Here is a 24,376-nt window from a genome sequence, read left to right as displayed (position 1 = left end):
GCACGAGCCAACCACGACGATGGGATCAACCGAGCGTTTCGAGCGCAACGCGCAAAGGTCTCACCCACCAAGCAGGGTAACAGAAAAGAGAGATGCTGCCAAGCGCGAACACTGCCAAAATCGCAGGAATTCGGCAGTATTCTGTGTAGGATTGTTCCTCAGATTTTTCATGATGACATAACGAATGAATATGCGTTCACATCGGTTCGAGTTCGAAGGTCAACATTGCGTATCCATTGATCTCGAAGTGATGAATACGGAAGACAACGAGATCGCCGTCATTCTCGACGGTGAATGTTCCTTCGTTCGGAGTTGGGCCGTGGTGTGTCCAGTTGTCGATGATGCGTTGTTCTTCGCTGCTGCCGACTGTGGTATAAACCCTGACTCCGTCGTCACTTACTGTGCGCACTCGCCACTTGCCAGCGGGCATGCGGATGCGTCCGATGGCTTCGATGCCGAAGTAATCACCGGAGACATCGAGATCCATCAGGGTGCCTGATGTGTCGTCCATGAACTTGTCCCGAACCATGTCCTTTGGTCCGCCCCATCCGTACTTGAAGTCGATGGTGGAAGCGCCGAAGGGGCGTGAGTCGGGGCCGCGGGCGAGTTTCAGCCAACCTTCGTAGTCCTCCATCGGGTTGACCTTGTCCTTCCAACTGAAGACGCGACCGAGCCAGCGTGCGGAGATGAGTGTGCCGTTGATGGTGTGATCAAAGCCGTCGGCTGTGATGTGAACGTTGTAGGTGGTGACACCTTCGCCGCCACGAATCACGACGCGGCGTGAGTTGGGCAGCGTGCCATCGGTGACATCGACATTGAGGTTGTTACCTTCGGACTTGACCTTGAGATCGCCCTTGACACCAAGCACGTCGTAGACGGCCTGTCCACCGGCGGCGGAAACGCGGCGGAGGAGCGGGCTTTCGTGATCCCAGGGGCCCCACTCGTCCATGATGATCTTGTCGCGCCCCTGTAGGTGTGCGCGGGCGCTGTAGGCGATGCCATCCTTAAGGACGACCGGGCGGGTCTGGCCGATGACTTCGTAGACGGGGTGCGAGTAAGCCGGGACTGCGCCAGTCTCGACGACTTCGCACTCGCCCTGAATGGAGATTTTCTGGCCTGGGCCGGAGATCTCGTATGAGTTGTTGAAGATCTGGAGGTTTTTGAACTCGCCGCCGCCGTCGTTGCGGAGGTGGTAGGCAAGGCGTTTCTCGTTCTCGCCGAAGCGGTGGAAGGAGCGGGGCTCATCGTTGATGACGAAGGTGTTGTCGGCGATGATGTTGTCGACAACGCCGCGATAGTTGGTCTTTGCCCAGGGGAGAGATTCGAAGTCGCCCAGGCCATCCCACCAGTAATGGATGCCTGCACGATTGTTGATGAACTTATTGGCGACGACAACGTTGCCTGCGCCGTGCTCGATGTTGATACCACCTCGCTCGAGGCCGTAGGTCATGCCGCCGTTGCCATCAAAGAGATTCTCGTAGATGAATGTGTCCTGGCTGAATCCGCCCCAGATGCCGCAGATGGCATTCTCGACGAAGCGATTGCGGAAGACGATGTTGCCGAAACTGAAGGTCATCTCGAGCCCGTGTGCGGGGGCGTAGGAGAGATCGTTTTCGGCGAAAATGTTGTCGTTGCATCCCTTGCGGGTGCTGGCTTCGAGGATTGCTTCGGAGAAGGTGATGCGGCCATCGACGTTCTGCTCACCCGTTTCGCGGCGGAGGCGATTGCGTGCGCGGTCGCGGGCGTTTTGTCCGAGGGCATCGAGCCCGCCGAACCCGAAGATGCCGTCGCCGCCGTGGGTGACGGAGTTCTGGGCGATGATGTTCTCGTTGCACTGCTCGAACATGAGGATGCCGGCCGAGTCCTGCCCACGGTTGTAGACGCCTTCAACGTGTCCTCGAACGCAGAAATCGAGGGCGTTGCGGGTGACTGTGTTGCGGCTTGACCGCCAGAGTCCCACGCCCCATCCGGAGAGGAATGATGCGTCGTTGTCATAGATCTTCGAGTCGTTGACGTTACTCAGAAGGATGCCATTCTGTCCGCGGCGGATGTGGACATTGCGGACAGTGATATTGTCGGAGTTCTGGATGTAGAGGGCTCCGCCGTAACGCGTGATCCATTCGTTGTTGTCGTTGTTGTGCGGGCTCATCCAGTCGGACGAGTCTTCGCGTTCGGGTGTGGAGCCGAGGCGTTTGCGATAGTTGTCGGAGAGGTCGCCTCCAACGTAGTTGAGCCCATCGGCATCGGAAACCCAGACGCCGACTTTGAAACCATGAACGTTGAGACCGGTGAGCGTGACGTTCTTGTGGCCGTCGAGGCGGACGCCGACACCGACGAGTTGATCCCATGGCGTTCCCGGTGCCGCGCCGCGGAGGACAGAGCCCTCGAAGGCGACGGTGATGTTGTCGGCGGCGATATGTATGACGCCGTTGCCGTCGGTGTCAGCAATGGCGAGCCCATCAGGAATTCTGATGATGCAAGACTCGGTAATGACGACGTTGTCGCGATCAACCGTGACCTGAGGAAGTGACCCGGATTGCAGTCCGACGCTTGCAGAAATAATGAGTGTGTTGAGCATGAATGCAGTATAGTGAATCGGGGGGAGAACGCAAGAACGGACAAACTCATGAAAAGACCTTTGTACTACACGTTTGGCAACCACATGCACTGGGTGGATATGCAGTGGCTATGGGGCTACGACGTGCTGCCTGGTTCGGTCGCAGACATGCGATCGCTCGTAAAGAGCACTGGCGCTCGAGGAAATGTGAACTTTGACGCTGTCGGGTACGAGAAAATGGCAGCGGAGTGTCCGGGCGCACTGGCAGACCTTCGCGCGATGATCGAGGATGGATCGGTCGAACCGGTGGGCTGTTCGTATGGTCAGCCGTATGGTTTGTTCCTGCCCGGCGAGTCCAATTTGAGGCAACTGACCTACGGAATTCGTGCGACAACACGACTGCTCGGTGTTCGTCCACGCACGTTCTGGGAAGAAGAGTTCTATATGTTTCCGCAACTGCCGCAAGTGCTGCGACGATGCGGGTACACGGGTGCGTGTCTGTTCTTTCAGTGGACGTGGCACACTCCGGAACTTCCCCGAGAAAGCGCGAGTCTTATTCATTGGGAGGGGATTGACGGATCGAGGATTGCCACGATGCCTCGCAATGCGCTCAATGTGCATCAGTGGCCCGAAGATTTTGATGGTCTGCTTGAGCAGGGCTTGGTCCGTGAGTTGCCGCTGCCCGCGATTGCGCAGTGGATCGAGCTGATGCCGAGTCGAGATTGGATGTGTCGTTCCGAGTTGCTGTCGCCCAGGCTGAAGGAACTGCTCACCGACGAGCGGTTCGACGTTCGTCCTCGGACGTGCTCTCAACTGATTGCAGAACTGATTGAGCACACGCCGGCGGACATGGTCGTAGCCAGAGAGTACAAGCCGGATGAGATGTGGCACGGCCTGACACTGGGCAAGAACGCCGATCGGCACCCGCGCACGATGCGGCGGGTCGAGAATCGGCTTCTTGCAGCCGAAGCTCTGGCATCGCTGGCAAGCATCTTTGGTCGGCCGTACCAGTCGTGGGATGTGTATCCGACGTGGGAACTGGACGAAGCGTGGCGGGAACTGCTTGCGGCCCAGCATCACGACAACCATGAATGCGAAGGGCTTTGCGGTTTTGTGGCGTATCACCAGATGCACAAGTCGCTGAGCCATGCGTCGGAGGTGTTCGATCGGACGCTGAGCCTGCTGTCGGATCGCGCGGGGACGCCCTTGCTGCACAATGGACTGGGTTGGAGCCGATCGTTGATTCGGCTGGATCCGCTGACTGGACTCACCAACTGCGGGCGAGTGCCACCGTTCGGGTTTGTGGACCTGAGCCAGACTCGGCCTGCTCGCGCACCCCAACTGACAGAAGAGAGCGAGCGGATGGTGCTGTCGTTCGGGGACAGCAAGGCGATCATCAATACAGGCAGGCGGACGCCGACTGTGCAACTGACTTCGCCCATTTTCGTTGAAGGGGTATTGACGCCGGAATGGGCGCCGCGGCTCGAGTGCCGTGTCGAGAACGAATCAGTTGCGCTGACGCCGCGCGAGGTGTCGCTGTCGAGTGCCGGGTGCGGAATTGTGGATATCGACATTACAGCAGCAATGCGACACAGGATGAGGCCTACGACGTTGGAACTGGCGATGCGCGGCGAGGGGCTTGAAATCTCAATTAGCGATATCGGCATGCTCGCTAAGCCTGACGCGGGGCTCAATGCGGCATGGAAGTTCCCGATCGATGTGTCGTTTGCGGTGTCGTCGATTCGGGCTGACAATCCGATGTCCGTCAGCGAGGTGCGCGGGTCAGGGCGGGTCAAACGCAAGTATCCAAGTGGCGACTGGATGACGTCGTCGCAATGGTTCGAGGATCTGGAAGGCTCGATCACAGCCCATTCGTTTGTGGATCTGCTGGACAAGGACGGTTCAGGGCTGCTCATCGTGCATGACGGGAGCCAGCAGTTCTTCCGCACGCAACGAGGCGTAGAAGTGGTGATTTCGGCGTACGACTCCTGGGACGAAGGGCGCTTCGAGAAGCGTGGTGGTATAGACGCCAGAGTGTTGTTGCTCCCGCATGGTCCGATGCGCGATGTTGACCGCATCAAGATTGCGCGCGAGTTTGAACTCGAGTCGTCGATCAAGATCGAGCCGATCCGCGCGACACAGTCAGGGCTTGCGGTGGGTGGCGGGATGAGACCCGAGCAGCATCCGATCCCCACGGTCTTTGCGCCCATGGAGGTGGCTGGCGACGACACCATCCTGTGTCACGCGCTGTATCGTGAGTCACCCAAGAGCGGAGAGCACCTGCCAGATTGGGTCGGACACGAAATGGCCAGAAGGTCTGACGGTGCGTGCACGCACCCGTTTGTCGTACGACTGATCGAATGGGAAGGTGCGAGCGGGACGGCGATTCTGCGCTTCCCCGGCGCGATCGCGGCGGCGGCCAAGACAAACGTCATGGGCGAAATTGGCAAGCATGTCGGCGGCGGCGAAGAGACGTGCTGGCTCGAGCCTGTAGCATGCCCTGCGCCCGAGTGGGCCAATGGGTTTGATATTCCTGGCGGGTGGAACGAAGTCCACGTGCCACTCAAGCCACGCGAGATTGCAACGGTTATGCTCGATCTGGTCCTCGGTCGCAAAGAGTGGCGCGATCTCGACGCCAAGCGCAAGGAGTGGGCGACGATCCACCGTGTTGAAGGCGAGGATGGCCACCATGCCTGAGCCTGATGCCCGCACGGATGTCTTTGTCGTCGGTTCGCTGAATATGGATCTGGTTGTACGCACACCTCGTATGCCTCGACCGGGCGAAACCATCCTCGGCGGGCCCTTGTCGCGATTTGCGGGCGGCAAAGGAAATAATCAGGCGGTGGCGGCAGCGCGTGCAGGGGCGAAGGCGCACATGCTCGGATGCATCGGTAACGACGCGCATGGCGAGGAACTGCGCGCGACACAGAATGCCAGCGGAGTAGACACATCGCTGGTGTGGACAATCGAGAACGAGCACTCGGGTGTGGCGATCATCACGGTCGATGACGCGGGCGAGAACACGATTGTTGTTGCACCTGGTGCCAACGCGCATGTCGACGCCGCGATGGTCGAGCGAGCCAGGCCTGTGCTGGTGCGCTCGCGTGTTCTGCTTATGCAGTTGGAAGTCCCGCTCGAAACGGTCGCAGCGGCTGCGGGCATCGCACGGACGGCTGGTGTGCATGTTGTGCTCAACGCGGCACCAGCCTCGGCGCTGCCCGAAGGCTTGCTTGCGAACGTCGATACGCTGATCGTGAACGCCGGCGAGGCCGCACTGCTGGCGGGGGCAGCGGCCGAGAACTCGATCGAAGAAACCGCCCGCGTACTGACAGACCTTGGCCCGCGCACTGTCATCATTACGCTTGGTGCGATCGGTGTGCTCGCGATTGAGAACGGTCAGGTGCTGAGGCAGCCGTCATTCCGCGTCGACACGATCGACACTGTTGGTGCGGGCGACGCCTTCTGTGGTGCGTGGGCGGCTGCGACGGCGGCGGGCGCGGATCTGGCCATTGCCCTGCGCTTTGCTGCAGCGGCCGGGGCGCTGGCAACGACCGTCGCGGGCGCGATACCCTCACTCCCGATGCGGGCTGCCATCGACGCGCTGGTGCGCGAACAAAGCCCGCAGCCAACCGCCGCAGACCGCTGACGGAGACGCACATGGGCTTCATAACACACATTCCCGGCACGCAGCCGGTCGAGACACCAATCAAGCACGAGCGTGCCCTGGGGGTGGGCGTGCTGGGGCTGCACGAAGGGCGAACGCTGCTGCTCGCGCTCGAAAGCCGATGTCGCTACGCCCGTGCGGTTGCGGGCTGTGACCTTTCTGAAGAAAAGCGGCACGCCAGCGCGAGCGAATTGCCGCATCTGTTCCTGACTGCGGACTACGACAAGATGCTTGCGCGGCCGGAGGTCGACATCGTCGCCATCTATACACCCGACGCGCTTCACGCTGACCACATCGAGCAGGCGTTCGAAGCGGGCAAGGATGTGATCTGCACCAAGCCACTGATCGCGAGCCTCGATGATGCGCGGCGAATCCTGGCAGCGGGGCGCAAGACGGGGAGGAAACTGCTCGTCGGACAGAGTTCTCGCTTCTTTGAGCCATTCCGGCGGCAGCGAGCGGCGCTCGAGCGCGGCGAGTTTGGCGGGCTGGAGGGGGTCGAGTTGATCGACGCGCACTACATCCACCGGATGGACTGGTACTACCGCAAGAGCCCATGGGTTGCGAGAGATGCGGACTGGATCTTCCTGGGCATGAGCCACCCGATCGATCTGGTGCGGTGGTATCTCGGGCGGATCAAGCAGGTTTCAGCGTACGGGTTCAAGAGCGCGATGGGGCGGGAGTTCGGGGTCACGAGCAACGATGTTGTCATTGCCAACTTCGTGGCCCAGGACGGACGCATCGGGCGCGCGATGGGACATTACGGCTGTCACGAACTGCCGACGGCCCGCAACTGCATTGAACTGATGGTCTACGGCACCGATGGCACCAGTCTTGCGCAATATCACGACATGAAATATGTGCACACGGGGCTCGGAGGCTCGGGGGTGCCGGGGGCCTTCGAGGCGGGAGAGATGGAACAAGTGACCGAGGACTGCCTGTACGCGGGGCGACACTACTACTTCGGCAGCGAGGTGCACGGGATGCACTACGGCGAGTTCGCCAACTACGCCGACCACTTCGCCCGGTCGCTGATCGAAGGCAAGCCCGCGTCGCCGGGGCTTGAAGAAGGAGTCGAGACGTTCTGCGTGATGGAAGCGGTGCGGCGGTCGTCGGTCGAAGGACGGCCCGTTGAGGTCGGGCCCCTGCTGACCCAGGTGGGGATCGGGGAATAGTCCTGTGTAAAAGTCGAGGGGCGGCGGCGGGGCCACTGGTCCTCCGGGTATGAATCACGGCACGGCCGATTGGCTGGCGCGGCGGCGCGGGTGCTGCCGATACGATATGATGGGCCCGAGTCCATTCCTGCCACGAGGGGTGGGAGTGTGAAGGGGCGTTGAGACGGGCTATGGACAGCGAGCACACCGAATCCTTGGCCGAGAGCACCGAGACACTCGGCGATGCGTGCATCGCAGCAGCCGAGCCCATCATGCTCGCCCCGGGCCTGCGACTGACGCGATTGACTTTGGCGGGGTTCAAGTCGTTCGCTGACCGCACCGAGTTCACCTTTGACGACCCGATCACGGGAATCGTGGGCCCCAATGGCTGCGGCAAGAGCAATCTGGTTGATGCCATCAAATGGGTGCTCGGCGAGCGGTCGAGCAAAAGCCTGCGCGGCAAGGAGATGATCGACGTCATTTTTGCCGGCTCTGTCGGGCGCAAGCCCGGAGGCCTGGCGAGTGTGACGCTGTCGTTCGAGAACCCGCCGCTGCCTCCCGAGATTCTGGATCTGGTGCGAGCGCGCGAGATCGAACCCACCGAACCTGAGCGCGAGGGGGAGAGCGACCAGGTTGAGGGCAGCATTGATGAGAGCGAAATTGGAGCGACCGAAGCGCTCGACATTCCGGCCCAACCCTCGCTCAGCGCAGAGTCAACGAATCCGCAAGGCGTCCGGCCCGCTCTGAGCGAGCATGAGGCCGAGGCCATTGAAGAGGGCGAGAGCGAAGCCCGCGCGATTATCAGCCAGCGTGGGCGTATCGGGCGTTCGCTTCCGATTGACTCTGACACGGTGGAAGTCGAACGGCGGCTGTATCGCGACGGCAAGAGTCAATATCTCATCAACGGCCGCCTGGCGCGACTGCGCGACATCCGCGATCTGTTCCTGGACACGGGCGTCGGGGCCGACGCGTACTCGATCATCGAACAGGGCAAGGTTGACGCGATGTTGCTGGCCAGCCCACAGGAGCGTCGGACGATCTTTGAAGAAGCTGCGGGCGTGGCCAAGTACAAGCAGCGTCGCATCGAGGCCCAGCGCAAACTCGAGCGCACCGAAGCCAATCTGGTGCGCACGCGCGAGCAGCTCGACTCGACCGAACGCCGGCTGCGTTTTGTGCGTGGGCAGGCGGCCAAGGCACGGCGGTTCATGGAACTCGACAGCGAACACCGGGCTTTGCGGCTCGCGCTGGCGTTCCATCAGTACCACGAGGTGCGCGGTTCGCTGGGCGAAGTCGAGGATCGGCTCGATGAAGCCGAACGGGCACGCGCTGTCGCAGCAGAAGAACTGCGCACCGTCGAAGCAGAAAAGCAGGAGGCCGAACTCGCGCGACACGACGTGCTGAGTGAACAACGGCGCGTCGATGACCTTGTGCGGTCGAGTGAGCACGCGATCGCGTCGGCCGAACAGCGGCGTGCCATGGCCGAGCGTTCGATTGAAGAATCGCAGCGCCAAGTCGAGATCGATCAGCAGAGACTGGCCGAAGCGGCCTCGCAGTTGCACGGCATGGCCAGCGCGATCGAGACGCGGCGCGAAGATCTGGCGGCGCTGGCCGAAGCACTCTCGGATGCCGAAGGGCATCTCGATGCAGCCTCGAAGCGCCGGGCCGAGGCTTCGGCCGCTATGGCTGAAGAACGCAACGAACTGGCCGAGCAGCGCTCGCAACTGGCGGAAATGGAGCGGAATCTTGCGGGTCTGGCCGCTTCGATCGAAGCCGACGGGCGGCGTGTCGAGTCTCTGGCCGAGCAGGAACGAACGCTGAGCGCCAAGCGCGAGGCGCGGTCGCGCGAGGTTGACGCCTTGCGCGAGCAGCACAAGGGCACCAATGACAATGTTCACATGCTCGATCGAGCCATCGGTTCGCTCGAAGCGGATCTTGCGCAGGTGCGTGCAGCTGGGGAATCGCTGTCGAGCGATCGGCAGGCGCGGGCGACTTCGGTGGCTCATCTGGATCAGCAGGTTGTTCGGCTCGACAGCCGACGTGCAACACTCGACGACATGGCCAGAGGGCGCGTGGGGCTCGGGTCCGCGGTCAAGGCGGTGTTTGACGAGCGAGCGAGCGGGGCAGGATTTTCCCAGGCCATCGCGCCTTTGGCCGACTTGATCGAGACTGATCAGGATCACGCTCCGTTTGTGGAGATCGCGCTGGGCGACCTGGTGCAGGCGGTGCTGGTGCCGACGCTCACGATGCTGCCGACTGATGAAGAACTCGGGCGCTTGCCGGGGCGCGTCACGTTCCTTTCTTTGCAGGCTGAGGTTGGCGATGCGCTCACGCCGCTGGGCGATCTGATGATGGTCGCGGGCGCACGGCTGGTTGAACTGCGCCACGTTGTTCGTGTGCGTGAGAGCGTCGACGCAACGCTTGCCGGGTTCGTCAGCACCCTGCTCGATCGGCTTCTGGATTCGGCCGTGTTGGTTGAGGATGTCGATGCGGCCTTGCTGCTCGGGGCTGGCCCGATGCCGGGGCGGCGTTTTGTGACGCGCGATGGCACGCTTGTCGAGCCCGATGGCCGCGTCACCGCCGGGCCGGCGGGCTCGGTCGATGAAGGCGCAGGCATCCTGCAACGGCACAGCGAACTGCGGCAGTTGCAAACCGAACTTGAGACACTCTCGGCCTCGCTTGACGCCGAGCGGGTCGTGCTCTCTCGCCTTGACAGCGAAGTTGCAGCCATCGAACAGCAGCGATCAACGCTCGATTCCCAACTCGCCGAGACCCGGCGAACACTTGTTTCGAAGCAGACGCTCGCCGAACGCCTGCTGTCCGACCTTGATCGCGCGACGCGCGATACCGCTGCCCTAGATGACGAGCGCTCGCAGATCGCGGATCGTGCGTCGGCAGCCAGGCAGCACCAGAGCGAACTGCGCGAACGCGCCGCCAAACTTGAACGCCTGCTCGCCGAACACACCGAAACGGTCGAGAAACTCGAAGTCGCGCTCGATGCCCACGAAAAGATCGTCCATGAGGCCAGCGAAGTCATGGCGGCACAGCGGGCCGAGGTGAGCAAGCGAGGCGAGCAACTCGCGTCGACACGCCGCGAGATCAGTCGGCTCGAATCGGAGTGCGACGCGCTCGAGCGCCGCCGCGACGAGTTCGAACGCCACCTCGAACAGGCCACCGAGCGGGCCGAGCACTACCGGGTGATGATCGCCGAGGCTTCGGACACACTGGCTCAAAGCCGAGCGGAGGTTGAGAGACTGCGCGCTTCGGCCTCAACACTTGCCGAGCGGGCCACAGCCGCAACGCAGCACGTCGTAGGGCTGGCGATGCGTCTTGCGGGAGTGCGACAGACAGCTTCGACCGCCGATCAGGCGTGGCATGAGCTCGAAGCCCGCCGCCGCGAACTTGAAGTCAAGCGGGAATCGATCGAGGATCGCACACGCGAAGAGCTGACAGTCAGCGTCGCCAACGAGTATGACGACTACCGGTCACTCATGGCCGAGCCGGATGTCGAACCGATCGACACCCGCGAGTCGGCCGCCCGCGCCAATGTCCTGCGCGACGAAATCAAGCGACTTGGCAATGTCAATCTCGACTCGATCGAGGAAGAAACCCAACTGGAAGAGAAAAACGAAGAGCTGATCGCGCAAGTCGCCGACATCGACGACGCCCGTATTCGCCTGGCGACGCTCATCGAGAAACTCAACATCGCCAGCCGCGAGCAGTTCGGAGATGTGTTCGAGAAAATCCGCGAGAACTTCGGCGGGCGCGACGGGATGTTCCGCCTGCTCTTCGGCGGCGGGCGTGCAGAAGTGCGACTCATGGGCCTGACCAAAGAGGTCGATGGTCAGAAGATCCGCACCGACGACGTCGATCTGCTCGAAAGCGGCATCGAAGTCATCGCCAAGCCCCCAGGCAAGGAACCCCGCTCGATCAGCCAGCTCTCGGGTGGCGAGAAGACGCTGACAGCGGTCGCGCTGCTCATGTCGATCTTCCGCTCCAAGCCGAGCTGTTTCTGCGTGCTCGACGAAGTGGACGCGGCACTCGACGAAGCCAACGTCGGCAGGTTCTGCCAGGCGGTGCGTCAGTTTACCGACAAGAGCCGCTTCATCGTCATCACGCACAACAAGCGAACGATGCAGGTCGCAGATCGCCTCTATGGCGTCACGCAGCAGGAACGCGGCGTGTCGAAGCGCGTCGCGGTCAAGTTCGATCAGGTCGATGAGCAGGGCCGCATCAAGGCCGAAGATGAAACCCCCGCAACCAAGCCGAGCGGTTCGCTGCGCAAGGCGCTGGCAGAGATGCGTGGCGAGCAGGCCGAAGCCGCCACCTGAGATCGATTCAGCATCGCACCGCGCCCGTGAGTTCTGCAATGTTCGCCGCACCCTGCGAAGCTGCCCAGTGTTCGAGATCGCGAGCGATGCGCACCGGCCGCTTCGTATCAACAAACATGGCTGTTCCAACCCCCACAGCCGAGGCGCCTGCAAGAATGAACTCGGCTGCGTCACGCCAGGTCATCACGCCACCGAGCCCGATGATCGGCACTCCTGCATCGCGCGCAACGCCCCTGTAGACAAGGTGGACCAGACGCACCACCACAGCGTGAACCGCCGGCCCCGACAACCCCCCCGTCACGTTGCCAAGCCCAGGCTCGCGCGTCCGAACGTCAATTGCCATCGCAGGCATCGTGTTGCACAGCGTCAAGGCCCCCGCCCCGCTCTCGATTGCTGCTCGCGCAAGATCCACCACGCTCGTCGGAGCCGCAACAGCAACCGGAGGCAGTTTGACGATCAGCGGCTTACCGGCGGCGACTTTTCGCGCAGCCTGTACCAGTTCGCCAAGGGCCTTGACGTCGGCTCCGAACTCGGTCGCCCCGTGCACATTCGGACACGAAACATTGAGTTCAATCGCCGCGATGCCCGCGCACTCAGCCAAACCTTCAACCACACAGACATAGTCCGCGATCGAAAAGCCGGCAGCCGATGCGATGACCGGACAACGCACGCTCGCTGCTCGTGGTGCAAACTCCACTATGAAGCGTTCGATGCCAGGGTTCGCCAGCCCAATCGCGTTAAGCATGCCCGTGCGCTCGGGAAGGACACGCCAGAGCGCGTTCCCCTCGCGCGGCAGCGGCGTGATCGACTTGGTCACCACGGCACCAATGCGCGAAAGATCCATCACATCGGACGCCTCGTCGATCACCCCTGCCGTTCCGGCTGCAAGAACAACGGGGCTGGCCAGATTTAGCCCCGCGAGGCGAACACCCATATCGACCCTTGCCTGGCTGCGCATGGCCAGAGTCTAAGGTCGCGACAGCGGGTCGGCACGCCCGCCGCCCTATCGTTGTGTGAATCCGGAGGACGCACATGGATCTCGACGAACGCATTGCACGCTTTGAAGCACTCGTGGCCCAGGACCCGACCAACGACATGGCCTACTTCTCGCTCGGCGGAGCCTACAACCAGGGCGGTTTCTATGACAAGGCCGCTGCGGCCTACATCCGTTGCACCGAACTCAACCCATCGATGAGCAAGGCCTATCAACTCGCTGGCACCGCTCTCATGGCCGATCAAAACATCGAACAGGCAGCAACGGTGCTGACCGAAGGCTACATCGTCGCAGCCGAACGCGGCGATCTGATGCCTCAAAAAGCGATGGGAGAACTGCTCGAAAAACTTGGTCGCCCTGTGCCCGCGGCGGCCAAGAAAGTTGCCCCAACCGCAGCGACGCCCGGGTTCATCTGCCGTAAGTCCGGCAAGCCCGGCTCGCAAATGGCCACGCCCCCCTATCGCGGACCGATCGGCGAGTGGATCCGCGAGCACATCTCGCGCGAGTCCTTCCACGAAGGTTGGCTGCCGATGGGAACCAAAGTCATCAACGAGCTTCGGCTCGATCTGACACGCGACGCCGACTCGGCCGTGTATGACCACGCCATGCGAGCGTATCTCGGCATCGATTCTGCCCTCTTCACCAAGCTCACCGGGCATGAGCCACCAAAAGTCGATCAGCAGACACGCGAAATGGTGCTTCGAATGTTCGGCGACCCCGACGAAATCGCAAAGTTCAAAGGCGGGCTCAAGGAAATCGTCGAGCACGGCCACTGAAACTCGTGATTCAGCCCTGAAGCGCGCGCGAGTCCTGCACACCCAGAGTGCGGTAAATCTCCCGCGTCGCGGTCGACTTGTTGAGCGTGTACAAGTGGATGCCCGCAACGTCGTGGTCCAGTAGATCGCGGCACTGCTCGGTCGCCCAGTGCACCCCCACGCGGCGAACGTTCTCGTTCGAGCCATCGGTGCGTGCAATGGACCGAAGCAGCGGTGCCGGATAGCGCGCCCCGAGCGCAAGCTCCGCCATGCGCCCCATGCCCGCCTTGGAGGTGATCGGCATCACCCCCGCGATGATCGGGACATGAATCCCCGCAAGCGTGCATCGATCGCGAAAATCGTAGAAATCACGATTGTCGAAGAACAACTGCGTGATGATGCAATCCGCGCCCGCATCGACCTTGGCCTTGAGATAGTCGATCTCGAGCAGCCGGTTCGGCGTGGAATGATGGCCCTCAGGAAAGCCCGCGACCGCGATGCCAAACCCACGCTTGTCGGCATGCCCATGACGATCGCCAAATTCCCGAATGAAGCGCACCAGCTCTGCAGCCTGTTTGAATGTGTCCCGCTGCGGGTCGTAGTCTGCCATGCCTCGCGGCGGATCGCCCCGCAGGGCCAGAATGTTGCTGATCCCGTGCTGGGCGTAACGCTCCAGAACTTCCGTGATCTCGCCTTCCTGCTGACAGACGCATGTCAGGTGAGGCACCGGGTCGAGGGCTGTCTCCTTGCGAATTCGGACAACAAGGTTGTTCGTCAGTTCGCGGGTCGAGCCGCCAGCCCCGTAGGTCACCGAGACGAACGTCGGCCGCAACTGCTCGAGCTCGCTGATCGAAACAAACAAATCATCCGCAGCCTGCTCATCCCTTGGGGGGAAGAACTCAAACGAGAACGTGGTGCGATGCTTGGTAAAAATGTCCTTGAGGTGCATGACAGTCTGATTTCTCGGACGATCGCCGCCCTTGGCGGGCAGTATAGTCGGGTCACGGCGAACCCTCACGCTGAACGTGCGTATCGTTGCCCAATCATGACCCGACCGCAAACCCGAGCATTCACTCTGATCGAACTCCTTGTGGTCATTGCGATCATCGCGATGCTGATTGCCATCCTGCTGCCCGCCCTGGCCTCGGCCCGCGATACCGCCCGCACCACGATCTGTGCCTCGAACATGCGGCAGGTCGCACTCGGATGGCAGATGTACGCCGACTCGAACCAGGAGATCTCAGCCCCCGCGCAGCCCGGGCGATACGCCGACGAATCGCGCAATGTTTACGCACTCGGCAACGGCTTTCAATACCGCCCGCGCTGGTTTGCTGTCATCGGCGCAGCAGCAGGGTTCGACGCCTACTCCAGGCCTTCGCCGGAACGCGACGATGAACATCCGATTCAGGTCGATGGGTCCGATGTCTTCCTGTGCCCCAATGCTGTCGATTGGATCAGTTCACGAAACTATTGCTACGGCTACAACTATCAGTTCCTCGGCAACGCGCGCTTCAAGAACGACAGCGCCTTGCAAGGCTTCATCCGCTTCCCGATTCGCGCCAGCAGCATCGACGCTTCGACCACAGTCCTCGCAGCCGACAGCCTTGGCACCGCTGCCGGAAAACCAACTGCCCTCCGCACATCCAATCGTCCCGACGGCTCGCGCGACCCCGACGGCTTGGCCGAAGGCGGGCACGGATACGTCATCGACCCGCCTCGCATGATCCCCAACGGCGACTTTGCCGATCCACGCGCCAGGTTACCCGATCACCGCTCAGCCCCGCACGAACGCCACCGCGGGCGCGCCAACTTCTCGTTCTGCGATGGACACGTTGAAACCGCAACCGCCGAAGATATGGGGTATGTCAAAGCCGCGGATGGATCATTTCTCGCCTTTAGCGATCAGGCCACAAACCGGCGTTTCAGCGGCCGAGGAACGGACGAGGATCCGCCGAAACTGTTTGAATGACGGACGACCCGGTTCAAAAAGGTGTGTTCGCAGTCTCGGTTCGGTCTTGAGTAACTACAGCGCGTAGCCGCGCTGAGCATACTCGCGCACCATGCGCTCGGTCGTGAAGTGCGAGCCGTTGATCTCAATGCACGAGTACATCATGTCGATCCACGACGCACGGTCCTTGTAATACGTCGGCAGCACCGAGTGCTCGAGCTGATGATACAGATCGTCCGCGTGTCGCCGATCCATTTCCTCCGCCGGTTGCGAGCGGATGTCGTCCTGAAGCGTGCCGATGCGCCACCCGGTGACTCCTTCGATCCATCCTTCGAGCCACCAGCCATCAAGCGTGCTCAGCGATGGAATGCCATTGATCGCAGCCTTCATGCCGCTGGTTCCCGATGCTTCGAGCGGAGGCCTCGGCGTATTGAGCCAGACATCGCTGCCCGCAACAAGTTTGCGAGCCAGATCAATGCTGTAGTTTGGTAGAAAAACCGCTTTGACATCGCCGCGAAGCGATTCGATTGCCTGATGCACCTGGTGCATGATCTCGCGCCCGATCCCGTCATGCGGGTGCGCCTTGCCAGCGTACAGAATCTGGATTGGGCCATTCTTGCGGACAATCTCGCGCAGGCGATCCGGATTGTTCAGGAGCAGTTTCATGCGCTTGTATTCCGTCGCGCGCCGGGCAAAGGTGATGATGAACGCCTCCGGGTCGAGTTGCACGTCGCCATGCGTCGTGTGCGCAACATGGTTCGTCAGATCGCGCTTCGCGCTCATGTGCCCGAGCCAGAGTCGATCAGCGGGGATACGCCGGGCCAGTCGCAGCTCGGTGTTGTTCCACCGCCACTGGGGAATAAACTCGTCGAAGAGTTGTCGCATCTGCGGGCACGCCCACGTCGCCGCATGCACGCCATTGGTGATTGCACTGATGTCGTAGCCCGCAAACATCTCCCGAGAAACTTCGCCATGCTTGCGCGCAACACCATTGGCAAACTTGCTCAGGTTAAGCGCGAGCACCGTGGTGTTCAGAACGTCTCCGCCGCCGTAGAGATCTGGACGGTGAAACACCGGATGGTCGCCGATGATCGCACGCACACGGTCGATGCGGAACCGATCGTGCCCAGCAGGAATCGGCGTGTGCGTGGTAAAAACACACTTGCGACGGACATCGGCCAGCGCATCAGAATGGATCTCCTGTGTTTGTGTCCGACACAGATACTCACTGAGGAGATCGACCGTAAGAAAACACGCGTGCCCCTCATTCATGTGAAAACACCCGACATCGTGCCCGATCGCTCGAATCATCCGACGCCCGCCGATGCCAAGAATGGCCTCCTGACGCAATCGGTGATCCGTATCCCCGGCGTACAGACGGGCCGCGATTTTTCGTGCATCCGGATCGTTCTCCGGTAGGTCCGTGTCAAGGTAATACACCGGTACAACATGCCCCGTCACGCCCACAACGTTCTGTCGGAACGCACGAATCTGCACCTGACGCCCTTCGACCGGCACGCTCACACGAGGCGACATCAGCGTGAACATGCTCTCTGGATTCCACTCGGCGGGATGCTCTGTTTGCGTCCCGTTCGCGTCGAGTTCCTGCCGAAAGTACCCCTCCCGATACAGGAGAGTGACCCCGACCATGGGGAGTTCGAGGTCGGCAGCAGCCTTGATGGTGTCCCCTGCAAGGATCCCGAGGCCCCCAGAATAAGTAGGGATATCCCCTTCGAGTCCGATTTCCAGGGAAAAGTACGCGATGTCGAACGGTGTGCGCATCATGGCCGAAACTCCTTGGCCTGTCATCATCGGCTGAAACTTCCCGCGATCAAAGACCAATCGTTATTCTGGTGGGTATGAGCGCGTCGAACTTGAGGGCGTGTCATTGTTGCGGGCTTGTGCATGCGGTGCCGACGCTTTCTGCCCGGGAAGAAGCCCGCTGCGTGCGTTGCCGGTCGCGGCTGAATATGACGGGGCATCCCCGGAACAGGTCGCGGGCGGCAGCATTTGCGTGCGCCGCGCTGATTCTGTATCCACTTGGAGTCGGGCTCCCGATCATGAAGATCGAAAGGCTCGGGCACGAGCACACCACCAATATCTGGAATGGCGTGGCCGAGTTGTTTGCCGACGGCGAGTGGATCGTGGCGGTCGTGGTGTTGGTATGTTCGATCATTGCCCCCATCGCGAAACTATCGGCCATGCTGGCGCTGTCGATGCCTCGCATCATCGCCCGACCCGAGCATCGCGCACAGGTGTATCGACTCGTGGAGTGGATCGGGCGCTGGGGCATGGTGGACGTGCTGCTGGTAACGCTGCTTGTGGCTGCGGTGAAACTGGGCAGTTGGGTCGAGGTTTCGCCGGGTCCGGGGTTGATCGCGTTTGCAAGCGTGGTTGTGCTGAGCCTGATATCGACAGCTGTGTTTGACCCGCACGCCATCTGGGAGATAGAAACATGAGCCAAGACGCAATGACACCGATCATTCAGGTCCGTCGGCGGCGCGTGAGCCTTGCGTGGCTTGTTCCAATTTTTGCGCTCATCGGTGCAGGTTTGCTCGCTCATTCTGCGTGGCAGCAACGCGGGGTGCGTGTGAGCATTACCTTCGAGGACGCGGGCGGGCTGCGCCCCGGCGATGCTGTGATGTATCGCGGGATTCGCGTCGGTGACATTCGTGATGTGCGTCTGGCTGAGGATCTGCGTGCAGTGGTTGTCGAAGCCGAGTTGCGCCCGGAGGCTGGGGCCCTTGCGCGTGAACATTCACGGTTCTGGGTAGCAAAACCGGAAGTCAGCCTTGCGGGTGTCTCGGGGCTTGAGACACTGATGGGCCCGACATATCTCAATGTGCTGCCGCGAGCGGGTGATGCGGTGTTTCGTGCGAAGTTTGACGGGCTGCGCGACACGCCGAAGGGTGCTGCCGAGGTGGGCGATGGGCTTCGGGTCGTGCTGATGATGCCCAGGCGTGGGACGGTGTCTGTAGGTTCGCCGATTCTGTACCGCGATATTCCGGTGGGGCATGTGCAGGATGTTCGATTGTCACCCAATGCTCGGCAAGTGGAGGTGGAAGCGATCATCGTGGCTGAGCATGCTGCGTTGGTGCGCGAGCGCACGCGTTTTTACAAGGCCAGCGGGATCGGAGTTGACTTTGGCTGGTTCCGAGGTTTGACGGTGCGAGCCGATTCGCTCGAATCACTCGTGAGCGGGGCCATTGCGTTTGCAACACCTTCGCGCGCAGGCGCGGTGGTTGAGCCGGGGCATGTGTTCGACGTTGCTGGCGAACCTGACGCGGAATGGCTGAAGTGGGAGCCGGACTTGGCACTGGAACCAAAGCCCGGAACAGGGATGCGCTTCTTTTCGCGGTGGACTGGTGCACGTCAAGACTGAGGAACGCCGCTCGCGTGGAGTGCCTGATCGTGAACATCGGCGGGAAGCTGCTCGTCAAGATAGTGCCCTGCGCGCCACAGGTGATAGGCTACGCCGTCGAGCCATAAAAGGGCTTCAATGCGTGCAACAGCGACATCAGGATCGAGCCGCCCTGAAGCAGCAAGTTTGAGTGCAGCACGGCGCTCGGACTTTCGGCGCCCGGCGATGGCTGCTGAAAGTTGTTCAAGTGCCTGAACTTCGGCCGAGAATGAAGGGCATGGCTTGCCTTCGGTCGCGATGGATGCTGCACGTTGAGAGAGGTTGTCGCTGCATGCGATAAGCCTTGGGGTCAGTTCCTGGAGCACCGCATCGGTGAAGACAGACAGTTGTGTATGCGATTGAGGAACCTCGCGCATGTTCTCGATGAGGCGTGAGAGGTGATCGCTGGCGTGCATCAGGGCTGCATGGCGATCGGCTTCCTCTTCATTCTGGGCTGATCCGGCGAGCGTGTGAATGAATCGACGTGTTTCATCGACTCCTCGATCGGCTTCGTCGAGCAGTTCTTCAGCGCGTGGTGCAAGATTTCCACTCGCCAGAACGCGATGAAGGATGACGCCGGACTCGGAAAGAATGAGTGCAAGCGAACGACGTGCTGCCTCGAGTGCAATGGGACCGACCTGCGCAACTGCAGGCGCCAGGAAACGCGTAGGCTTTGGAGCGCGATCGGGGAGAATCCGCTCGATCGCTCTCGAGAACGGGCGCACGACAGGCAGGAGCAAGAGCACCCCAAGGGTCTTGACCGTCGTGTGAAAGAGCGCGAGGCGCGTCGGGGCATCATCGCCCCCGAACATGTGTGCTGCCCAATCGATGCCAGAGAGAATTAGAGGAAGAAAGACAAAGGCAACGCCTCCAATCAGCAGGTTAAACAACACATGCGCCATCGCAGTGCGCTTCGCGGCAACTGGGGCCCCGATTGAGGCCGCGATTGCGGTCGGTGTCGTGCCGATGTTGTGGCCGATGATCAATGCTGCAGCCTGTTCGTACCCGATCGCTCCGGAGAAGACGGCCGCTAGGGTTGTCGCCATGGACGCGCTGGATGACTGCATGATCAACGTCATGGCGAAACCGAACCCGACGAGAATGAGCCTCGACAGCATTCCTGCGCTCGAAAACCCCGGAAACTGCGCGGGATCAAAACGAGTGGCCATGTCGGACATGCCGAGTTGAAGCATGTCGATACCGATGAAGAGCAACCCGAAGCCGGCGAGCGCCTGACCGATGTGTTTTGTGCGTGTCCTGCCGAGCAGATACATGAGAACACCCACGAGAAGAATCGGCGGGGCGAATTTGCCGAGTGACACTTTGAAACCAAGTTGCGAGACGATCCACCCGGTGCTCGTGGTGCCGAGGTTGGCGCCGAAAATGACACCGACTGCTTGCGTGAAGGTCAGGAGGCCTGCACTGACGAATCCGACGGTTGCGACGGTGGTTGCGGTCGAGGATTGCACGAGAGCGGTGACAAGCGCACCCCACCCGACGCCGGAAACGGGTCCGGAGACAAATCGCGTGAGAATCTGGCGCAGAGCCCGACCGGCGAGGGCTTTGAGCCCGTCGGTCATCAGAATCATGCCCAAGAGAAACAGGCCGAGGCCGCCTGCGAGCGCCATGAACATGGTCAAGCGTAGGAATCGAACATGCGATCAGGACACTGTTGCAGGTTTGACTCCTGAGGCACTGAGTTCGGCTGCGAGCGTCGCGAGTGCTGTCTGGAGAACGCGGACGGAGCGGAGGAACTCGTCGATGTTGAGCCGTTCGTGCGGTGTGTGATCGAGGCCGGAATCTCCCGGGCCGTAGGCCGCGATCGGGCATTGCCAGACTGGCGCGACGATGTTGAGGTCGGCGGTACCCGTCTTAAGTTTGGGCCTGGGAGTTGCGCCGCTGGCGCGGATCGCGCCCGAGAGGGCACGCACGACCGGGTCATTTCGATCGGTGGCATACGCCGACTCGCGGCCAGCGCAAGTCAGGGAGACCTCATCGCCCGCGATATCGAAGAGATCGGCCTGCAACTGCGCGGGCACGACACTCGGGGGAAGCCTGAACCCGGCGCGGATCGACGCGACATCTTCGAGGCCATCCGATGATGAGGTCATATCGAGAATTGTACATTGCAGGCGGTCAAAGTCTCGAGTCGCGCCCGCACTGAGCCTCGCAGCATGATCGAGCACGCGCTGCCACCACGCAAAGAGAACGTCGGGTGGCGAGCCGGTTGGCCCTCCGCTGTGTGCGCTCGGTCGGCGCGAGGCCGCCTCGACAAGCACGCGGCCTTTATACCCGAGTGTGACGCCATCCCATCCGCTGGGTTCACCGATGATGCACGCCGACGGGCTCAACTCTCGCGTCAGGTGGCGTGCGCCGAGCGAGGCGGTCGTTTCCTCCCCCACGGCTGCGACAACGAGCAATTCTGTGTCATCGGGGATTGATGCCTGCGCACCGGCCAGGAGCATCGCGGCGAGCGGACCTTTGGCATCGACCGAGCCGCGGCCCCAGAGTTCGCGGTTCTCGATGCGAACGGGAATATGGCCTGGGACTGTATCGATGTGACCAAGCAGAACAATCTGCACGCGTGACTTGGTGACAGCGCGCCGGCGCGCGACGCCATTACCCGCTTCGTCGATCTCAAACTCCAGATCGAGCGACCGAGCAGCCTGAATGAAGCGCGAAACCGCTGGCCCTTCATGGTCAGACACGCTGGGTGTGGAGACAAGGTCATACAGAATCTCGACTGCGCGGCGGTCGTTGGGTGGCAAACCAAGCAGATCGAGTGTTGCGTCGTCGGGAATCACGCGCGAACTCCTTCAAAGAGAGTGCCTCGACCGGCCAGTGCGTCGGCCAGCGCGGTGGGGCCGTTGGCGCACCCGATGACCACACGGGCCACTCCGCCCTCGGTTGCTTCCTCGGCTGCGAGCACTTTGTTCTTCATGCGTCCCTTGGCGGCTTCGCGCACAGCGTCAAGACCGGCCTCGGCAGTCGACACGATCAGGCTCGAACGATCGGCCGGATCACGCAGCACACCGGGCACGTTGGACAGCAGCAGCAGTTCGTCGGCCCGCAGCGCGACCGCGGTCAGTGCGGCTGCGCGATCGGCATCGACGTTGATCGCCACGCCATCGGCAGTTACGGCTGGCGGAGTCAGCACCGGAGTGCGTCCAGCGCCAAGAAGCAGATCGAGCAATGCCGCATCGACCGACGTCACACGCCCCGAAAGATCGTCGCGAATGATAACGGTCGCGCCGTCTTCGACCGCGCGAATCGCCGTCTTGCGTTCACCGGTCCACAGCCCGCCGTCGATGCCCGAGAGCCCGATTGCATCGATGCCTTTGGCGCGAAGTTGCTCCACGATGCCCTTGTTGACCTTGCCGCAGTAGACCATCTCGAAGATTTCGAGCGTTGCTCGATCGGTCCTCCGGCTGGTATGCCCTGATGGACTGGTGATGGTGCGTGGTGGATGGCCCAGCTTTTCGGACAGTACGTTGGTCTCGTGCGAGCCGCCATGAACCAGTACGGCCCGAACGCCGGAACGAACGAGTGCTGCGAACTGATCGGCGAACGCGCCGAGATCGATGCCTTCTCCTCCGCCGACCTTGATGACCACTGTGCGTGTTTGTGAAACTGTCATTTCGCTTTCTCCAGACCTCTCGCGATCAGACGGGATGCACGCCTGGCGCGCCAAGCCCGAGCGATTCATCAAGCCCGAGCGCCACGTTCATAGCCTGCACCGCCGAACCCGCTGCGCCCTTCATCAGATTGTCAATGGCGCACAAGGCGATGATGCGTCCAGACCCCTCGTCAATGGCAAACCCGACATCCGCATCGTTACACCCTGCGAGAATCTTCGGGTCCGGCAGACGGAATGCCCCCGTGCGATCGCTGACGATGCGAACGAAAGGCTCCTTCGCGTACGCCTCGCGATAGAGGCTCCAGAGTTCCTTCTGCTCGACCTTGCGTGTCGGCAGAACGTGTATCGTTGCAAGCACGCCGCGCACCATTTCGATGGCGGTGATCGTCGCGTCGATGTCGATCGGGCCGAGTGCCTGCTGAACTTCGGCCAGATGGCGATGGCCGGATGGGCTGTATGTGCGTACGGCGCGCGAGCGGGTCGGATGGTGAGAGCCTGGGCCCGGTTCGGCGCCGGCTTCGGACGAACCAACCTTGACATCCGCGATCGCGCGCTCGATAAGCCCGGCACGCGCCAACGGCAGGAGTGCGAGATTCATAGCGGTGGCATTGCAGCCGACCCCACTGATGAGCGTCGCGCCCGGGAGCGCGGCACGCGACAACTCCGGCAGGCCATAGACAGCCTCGGCAAGCATCTCTGGCTTTGTGTGCGCCTGGCCGTACCAGTGTTCATACGCCTTGGCATCGCGCAGGCGAAAGTCGGACGACAGATCGACGACAATGCGAGCCATTGCGCGATAGCGTTCGATTGCGCCTGCCGCCACGCCGTGAGGCAGGCACAGGAACAACACATCGCATGGCTCCAGATCCGCTTCGAGCGAGAAACTCTGGCGCATATGCCCCCGCAGGTGCGGGTGAACCACATGCACAGGCTTGTCGGCGAGCGAGCGCGACGTGATCTGCCCGATTTCGACCTCCGGGTGCATCGTCAACAGACGCATGATCTCGCCGCCTGTATACCCGCTCGCGCCGACGATGGAGGCCCGCAGACTCACGCTGGCACCCCCGCGGGTCGGGCTGCCTCGATGATGCGCACGACATGCTCAGCAACCTTGCGTGGAATGTCGATCCCCGTCGTGTCGATGCTGTTGCGAAACTCCATCGAGTGATTGAGTTCATTGATCAGTGGCCCGCGCTTCGGGCACTCGAGCACATCGACCGCAGCGACGTCGGCTCCGACCGCCGCCGCCGAAGCCTCGCACATCGCGCGAATCTCGGGCGTGAGTTCGAACTTCGACGCGACTGCTCCACGCGCCGTGTTGGTCACCCAATGCCCGCTCGAACGCACAATCGCAGCGATTGTCTGTCCGCCCACGACAAACACACGCAGATCGCGTCCGGGCTTGTCGATGAACTCCTGCACGTAGTAGACGCTGTGATTGACCGAGCCGAGCGTGTCGCGATGTTCGACGATGGCCTCGGCTGAATCGCGATCGTTGACCCGCGCGACCAGCCTTCCCCACGAACCCACCGTGGGCTTGAGCACGCACGGGTAGCCGAGTGATTCGATTGCTTCGAGCGCCGCTTCGGGCGACGACGCAACGCGAATCTCCGGCGTCGGCACGCCCGCGACATGCAAGGCAAGCGTGGTGCGCATCTTGTCCGAACACACCTCGATCGCGTCGCCGCGGTTGATGCACCGCACGCCCATCGATTCGAGCACGCGCACTGTCGTGAGCGATGTCGTCAGACTCACCGACCGATCGACAAAGGCGTCGAACTCGGCAAATCGGCCGAGCGCCGGCGGCGCGAACACCACTGTCCGAAGGTCGATCGGAGTCACCTCGACTCCAATGGCTTCGAATGCATCGAGCAGCAGACGCTCCTCGACCCGAAGCCTTGTGTATCCAAGAGCAATCTTCATCGCACACACTCCATGGTTC

At 61.7% G+C, this 24,376-nt stretch carries 16 protein-coding genes and 1 pseudogene; 8 read left to right on the top strand and 9 right to left on the bottom strand.

What is annotated here, in order from left to right; genetic code table 11:
* Positions 1–196 precede the first annotated feature (196 nt).
* On the bottom strand, positions 197–2,578 hold the full coding sequence (locus KF757_02565) for a right-handed parallel beta-helix repeat-containing protein (protein ID MBX3321853.1): 2,382 nt from the start codon (positions 2,576–2,578) through the stop codon (positions 197–199).
* A 48-nt stretch (positions 2,579–2,626) separates the two neighbouring features.
* Between KF757_02565 and KF757_02560 the strand changes: the two genes are divergently transcribed.
* The 4 genes from KF757_02560 to smc all read left to right on the top strand — a co-directional run bounded on the left by KF757_02560 (position 2,627) and on the right by smc (position 11,700).
* Positions 2,627–5,254: a hypothetical protein gene (locus KF757_02560; GenBank protein MBX3321852.1), complete on the top strand. Its 2,628-nt coding sequence runs from the start codon at positions 2,627–2,629 to the stop codon at positions 5,252–5,254.
* Positions 5,247–6,203 (top strand): ribokinase, encoded by a 957-nt coding sequence (gene rbsK / locus KF757_02555; GenBank protein MBX3321851.1) that lies wholly within the window; start codon positions 5,247–5,249, stop codon positions 6,201–6,203. Before KF757_02560 ends, rbsK begins: the two co-directional genes overlap by 8 nt.
* 11 nt (positions 6,204–6,214) lie before the next feature.
* Entirely contained in the window at positions 6,215–7,393 is a 1,179-nt protein-coding gene (locus KF757_02550) for a Gfo/Idh/MocA family oxidoreductase (protein ID MBX3321850.1), read from the top strand.
* Positions 7,394–7,563: 170 nt separating this feature from the next.
* Positions 7,564–11,700 (top strand): chromosome segregation protein SMC, encoded by a 4,137-nt coding sequence (gene smc, locus KF757_02545; GenBank protein ID MBX3321849.1) that lies wholly within the window; start codon positions 7,564–7,566, stop codon positions 11,698–11,700.
* A 7-nt stretch (positions 11,701–11,707) separates the two neighbouring features.
* Here the strand turns inward: smc and KF757_02540 are convergent, their stop codons facing one another.
* A complete protein-coding gene (locus KF757_02540; protein ID MBX3321848.1) occupies positions 11,708–12,658 on the bottom strand; it encodes a dihydroorotate dehydrogenase in 951 nt (316 codons plus the stop codon).
* A 74-nt stretch (positions 12,659–12,732) separates the two neighbouring features.
* Here KF757_02540 and KF757_02535 point away from each other — a divergent pair, with 74 nt between their 5' ends.
* Complete coding sequence (locus tag KF757_02535) at positions 12,733–13,470, top strand: Fe(2+)-trafficking protein (GenBank protein ID MBX3321847.1); 738 nt, start codon at positions 12,733–12,735, stop codon at positions 13,468–13,470.
* A gap of 10 nt (positions 13,471–13,480) precedes the next feature.
* Here KF757_02535 and metF read toward each other — a convergent pair whose 3' ends face one another.
* Positions 13,481–14,398, bottom strand: a complete 918-nt coding sequence (gene metF, locus KF757_02530; GenBank protein ID MBX3321846.1) for a methylenetetrahydrofolate reductase [NAD(P)H] — start codon at positions 14,396–14,398, stop codon at positions 13,481–13,483.
* A 96-nt stretch (positions 14,399–14,494) separates the two neighbouring features.
* On the opposite strand from metF, the pseudogene KF757_02525 reads away from it, so the two are divergent.
* Positions 14,495–14,614: pseudogene (locus KF757_02525) on the top strand (prepilin-type N-terminal cleavage/methylation domain-containing protein).
* An 858-nt stretch (positions 14,615–15,472) separates the two neighbouring features.
* On the opposite strand, the gene glgP reads toward KF757_02525, so the two are convergent.
* Positions 15,473–17,182, bottom strand: a complete 1,710-nt coding sequence (gene glgP, locus KF757_02520; GenBank protein MBX3321845.1) for an alpha-glucan family phosphorylase — start codon at positions 17,180–17,182, stop codon at positions 15,473–15,475.
* A 185-nt stretch (positions 17,183–17,367) separates the two neighbouring features.
* Here glgP and KF757_02515 point away from each other — a divergent pair, with 185 nt between their 5' ends.
* On the top strand, positions 17,368–17,856 hold the full coding sequence (locus tag KF757_02515) for a paraquat-inducible protein A (GenBank protein MBX3321844.1): 489 nt from the start codon (positions 17,368–17,370) through the stop codon (positions 17,854–17,856).
* Positions 17,853–18,779, top strand: coding sequence for an MCE family protein (locus KF757_02510; GenBank protein MBX3321843.1), 927 nt, complete (start codon positions 17,853–17,855; stop codon positions 18,777–18,779). The genes KF757_02515 and KF757_02510 overlap by 4 nt, the downstream gene beginning before the upstream one ends.
* On the opposite strand, the gene KF757_02505 is transcribed toward KF757_02510, so the two are convergent.
* The 5 genes from KF757_02505 to lysX are packed head-to-tail and all read right to left on the bottom strand — an operon-like array spanning position 18,770 to position 24,357.
* A complete protein-coding gene (locus tag KF757_02505; protein MBX3321842.1) occupies positions 18,770–20,437 on the bottom strand; it encodes a Na/Pi cotransporter family protein in 1,668 nt (555 codons plus the stop codon). The genes KF757_02510 and KF757_02505 overlap by 10 nt on opposite strands.
* 21 nt (positions 20,438–20,458) lie before the next feature.
* Positions 20,459–21,601 (bottom strand): [LysW]-lysine hydrolase, encoded by a 1,143-nt coding sequence (locus KF757_02500; GenBank protein MBX3321841.1) that lies wholly within the window; start codon positions 21,599–21,601, stop codon positions 20,459–20,461.
* Complete coding sequence (locus KF757_02495) at positions 21,598–22,434, bottom strand: [LysW]-aminoadipate kinase (protein ID MBX3321840.1); 837 nt, start codon at positions 22,432–22,434, stop codon at positions 21,598–21,600. Before KF757_02495 ends, KF757_02500 begins: the two co-directional genes overlap by 4 nt.
* Before the next feature lie 25 nt (positions 22,435–22,459).
* The gene (gene argC / locus KF757_02490; GenBank protein MBX3321839.1) at positions 22,460–23,488 is read right to left on the bottom strand and encodes an N-acetyl-gamma-glutamyl-phosphate reductase; all 1,029 of its coding nucleotides are present in this window, start codon (positions 23,486–23,488) and stop codon (positions 22,460–22,462) included.
* A complete protein-coding gene (gene lysX / locus KF757_02485; protein ID MBX3321838.1) occupies positions 23,485–24,357 on the bottom strand; it encodes a lysine biosynthesis protein LysX in 873 nt (290 codons plus the stop codon). Before lysX ends, argC begins: the two co-directional genes overlap by 4 nt.
* Positions 24,358–24,376 lie beyond the last annotated feature (19 nt).

The sequence above is a fragment of the Phycisphaeraceae bacterium genome (assembly GCA_019636795.1).
In the GTDB taxonomy this organism is placed as follows: domain Bacteria; phylum Planctomycetota; class Phycisphaerae; order Phycisphaerales; family UBA1924; genus JAHBWW01.
The sequence above is the reverse complement of the archived record's forward strand: the minus strand, read 5'-3'. Positions and strand labels throughout refer to the sequence as shown.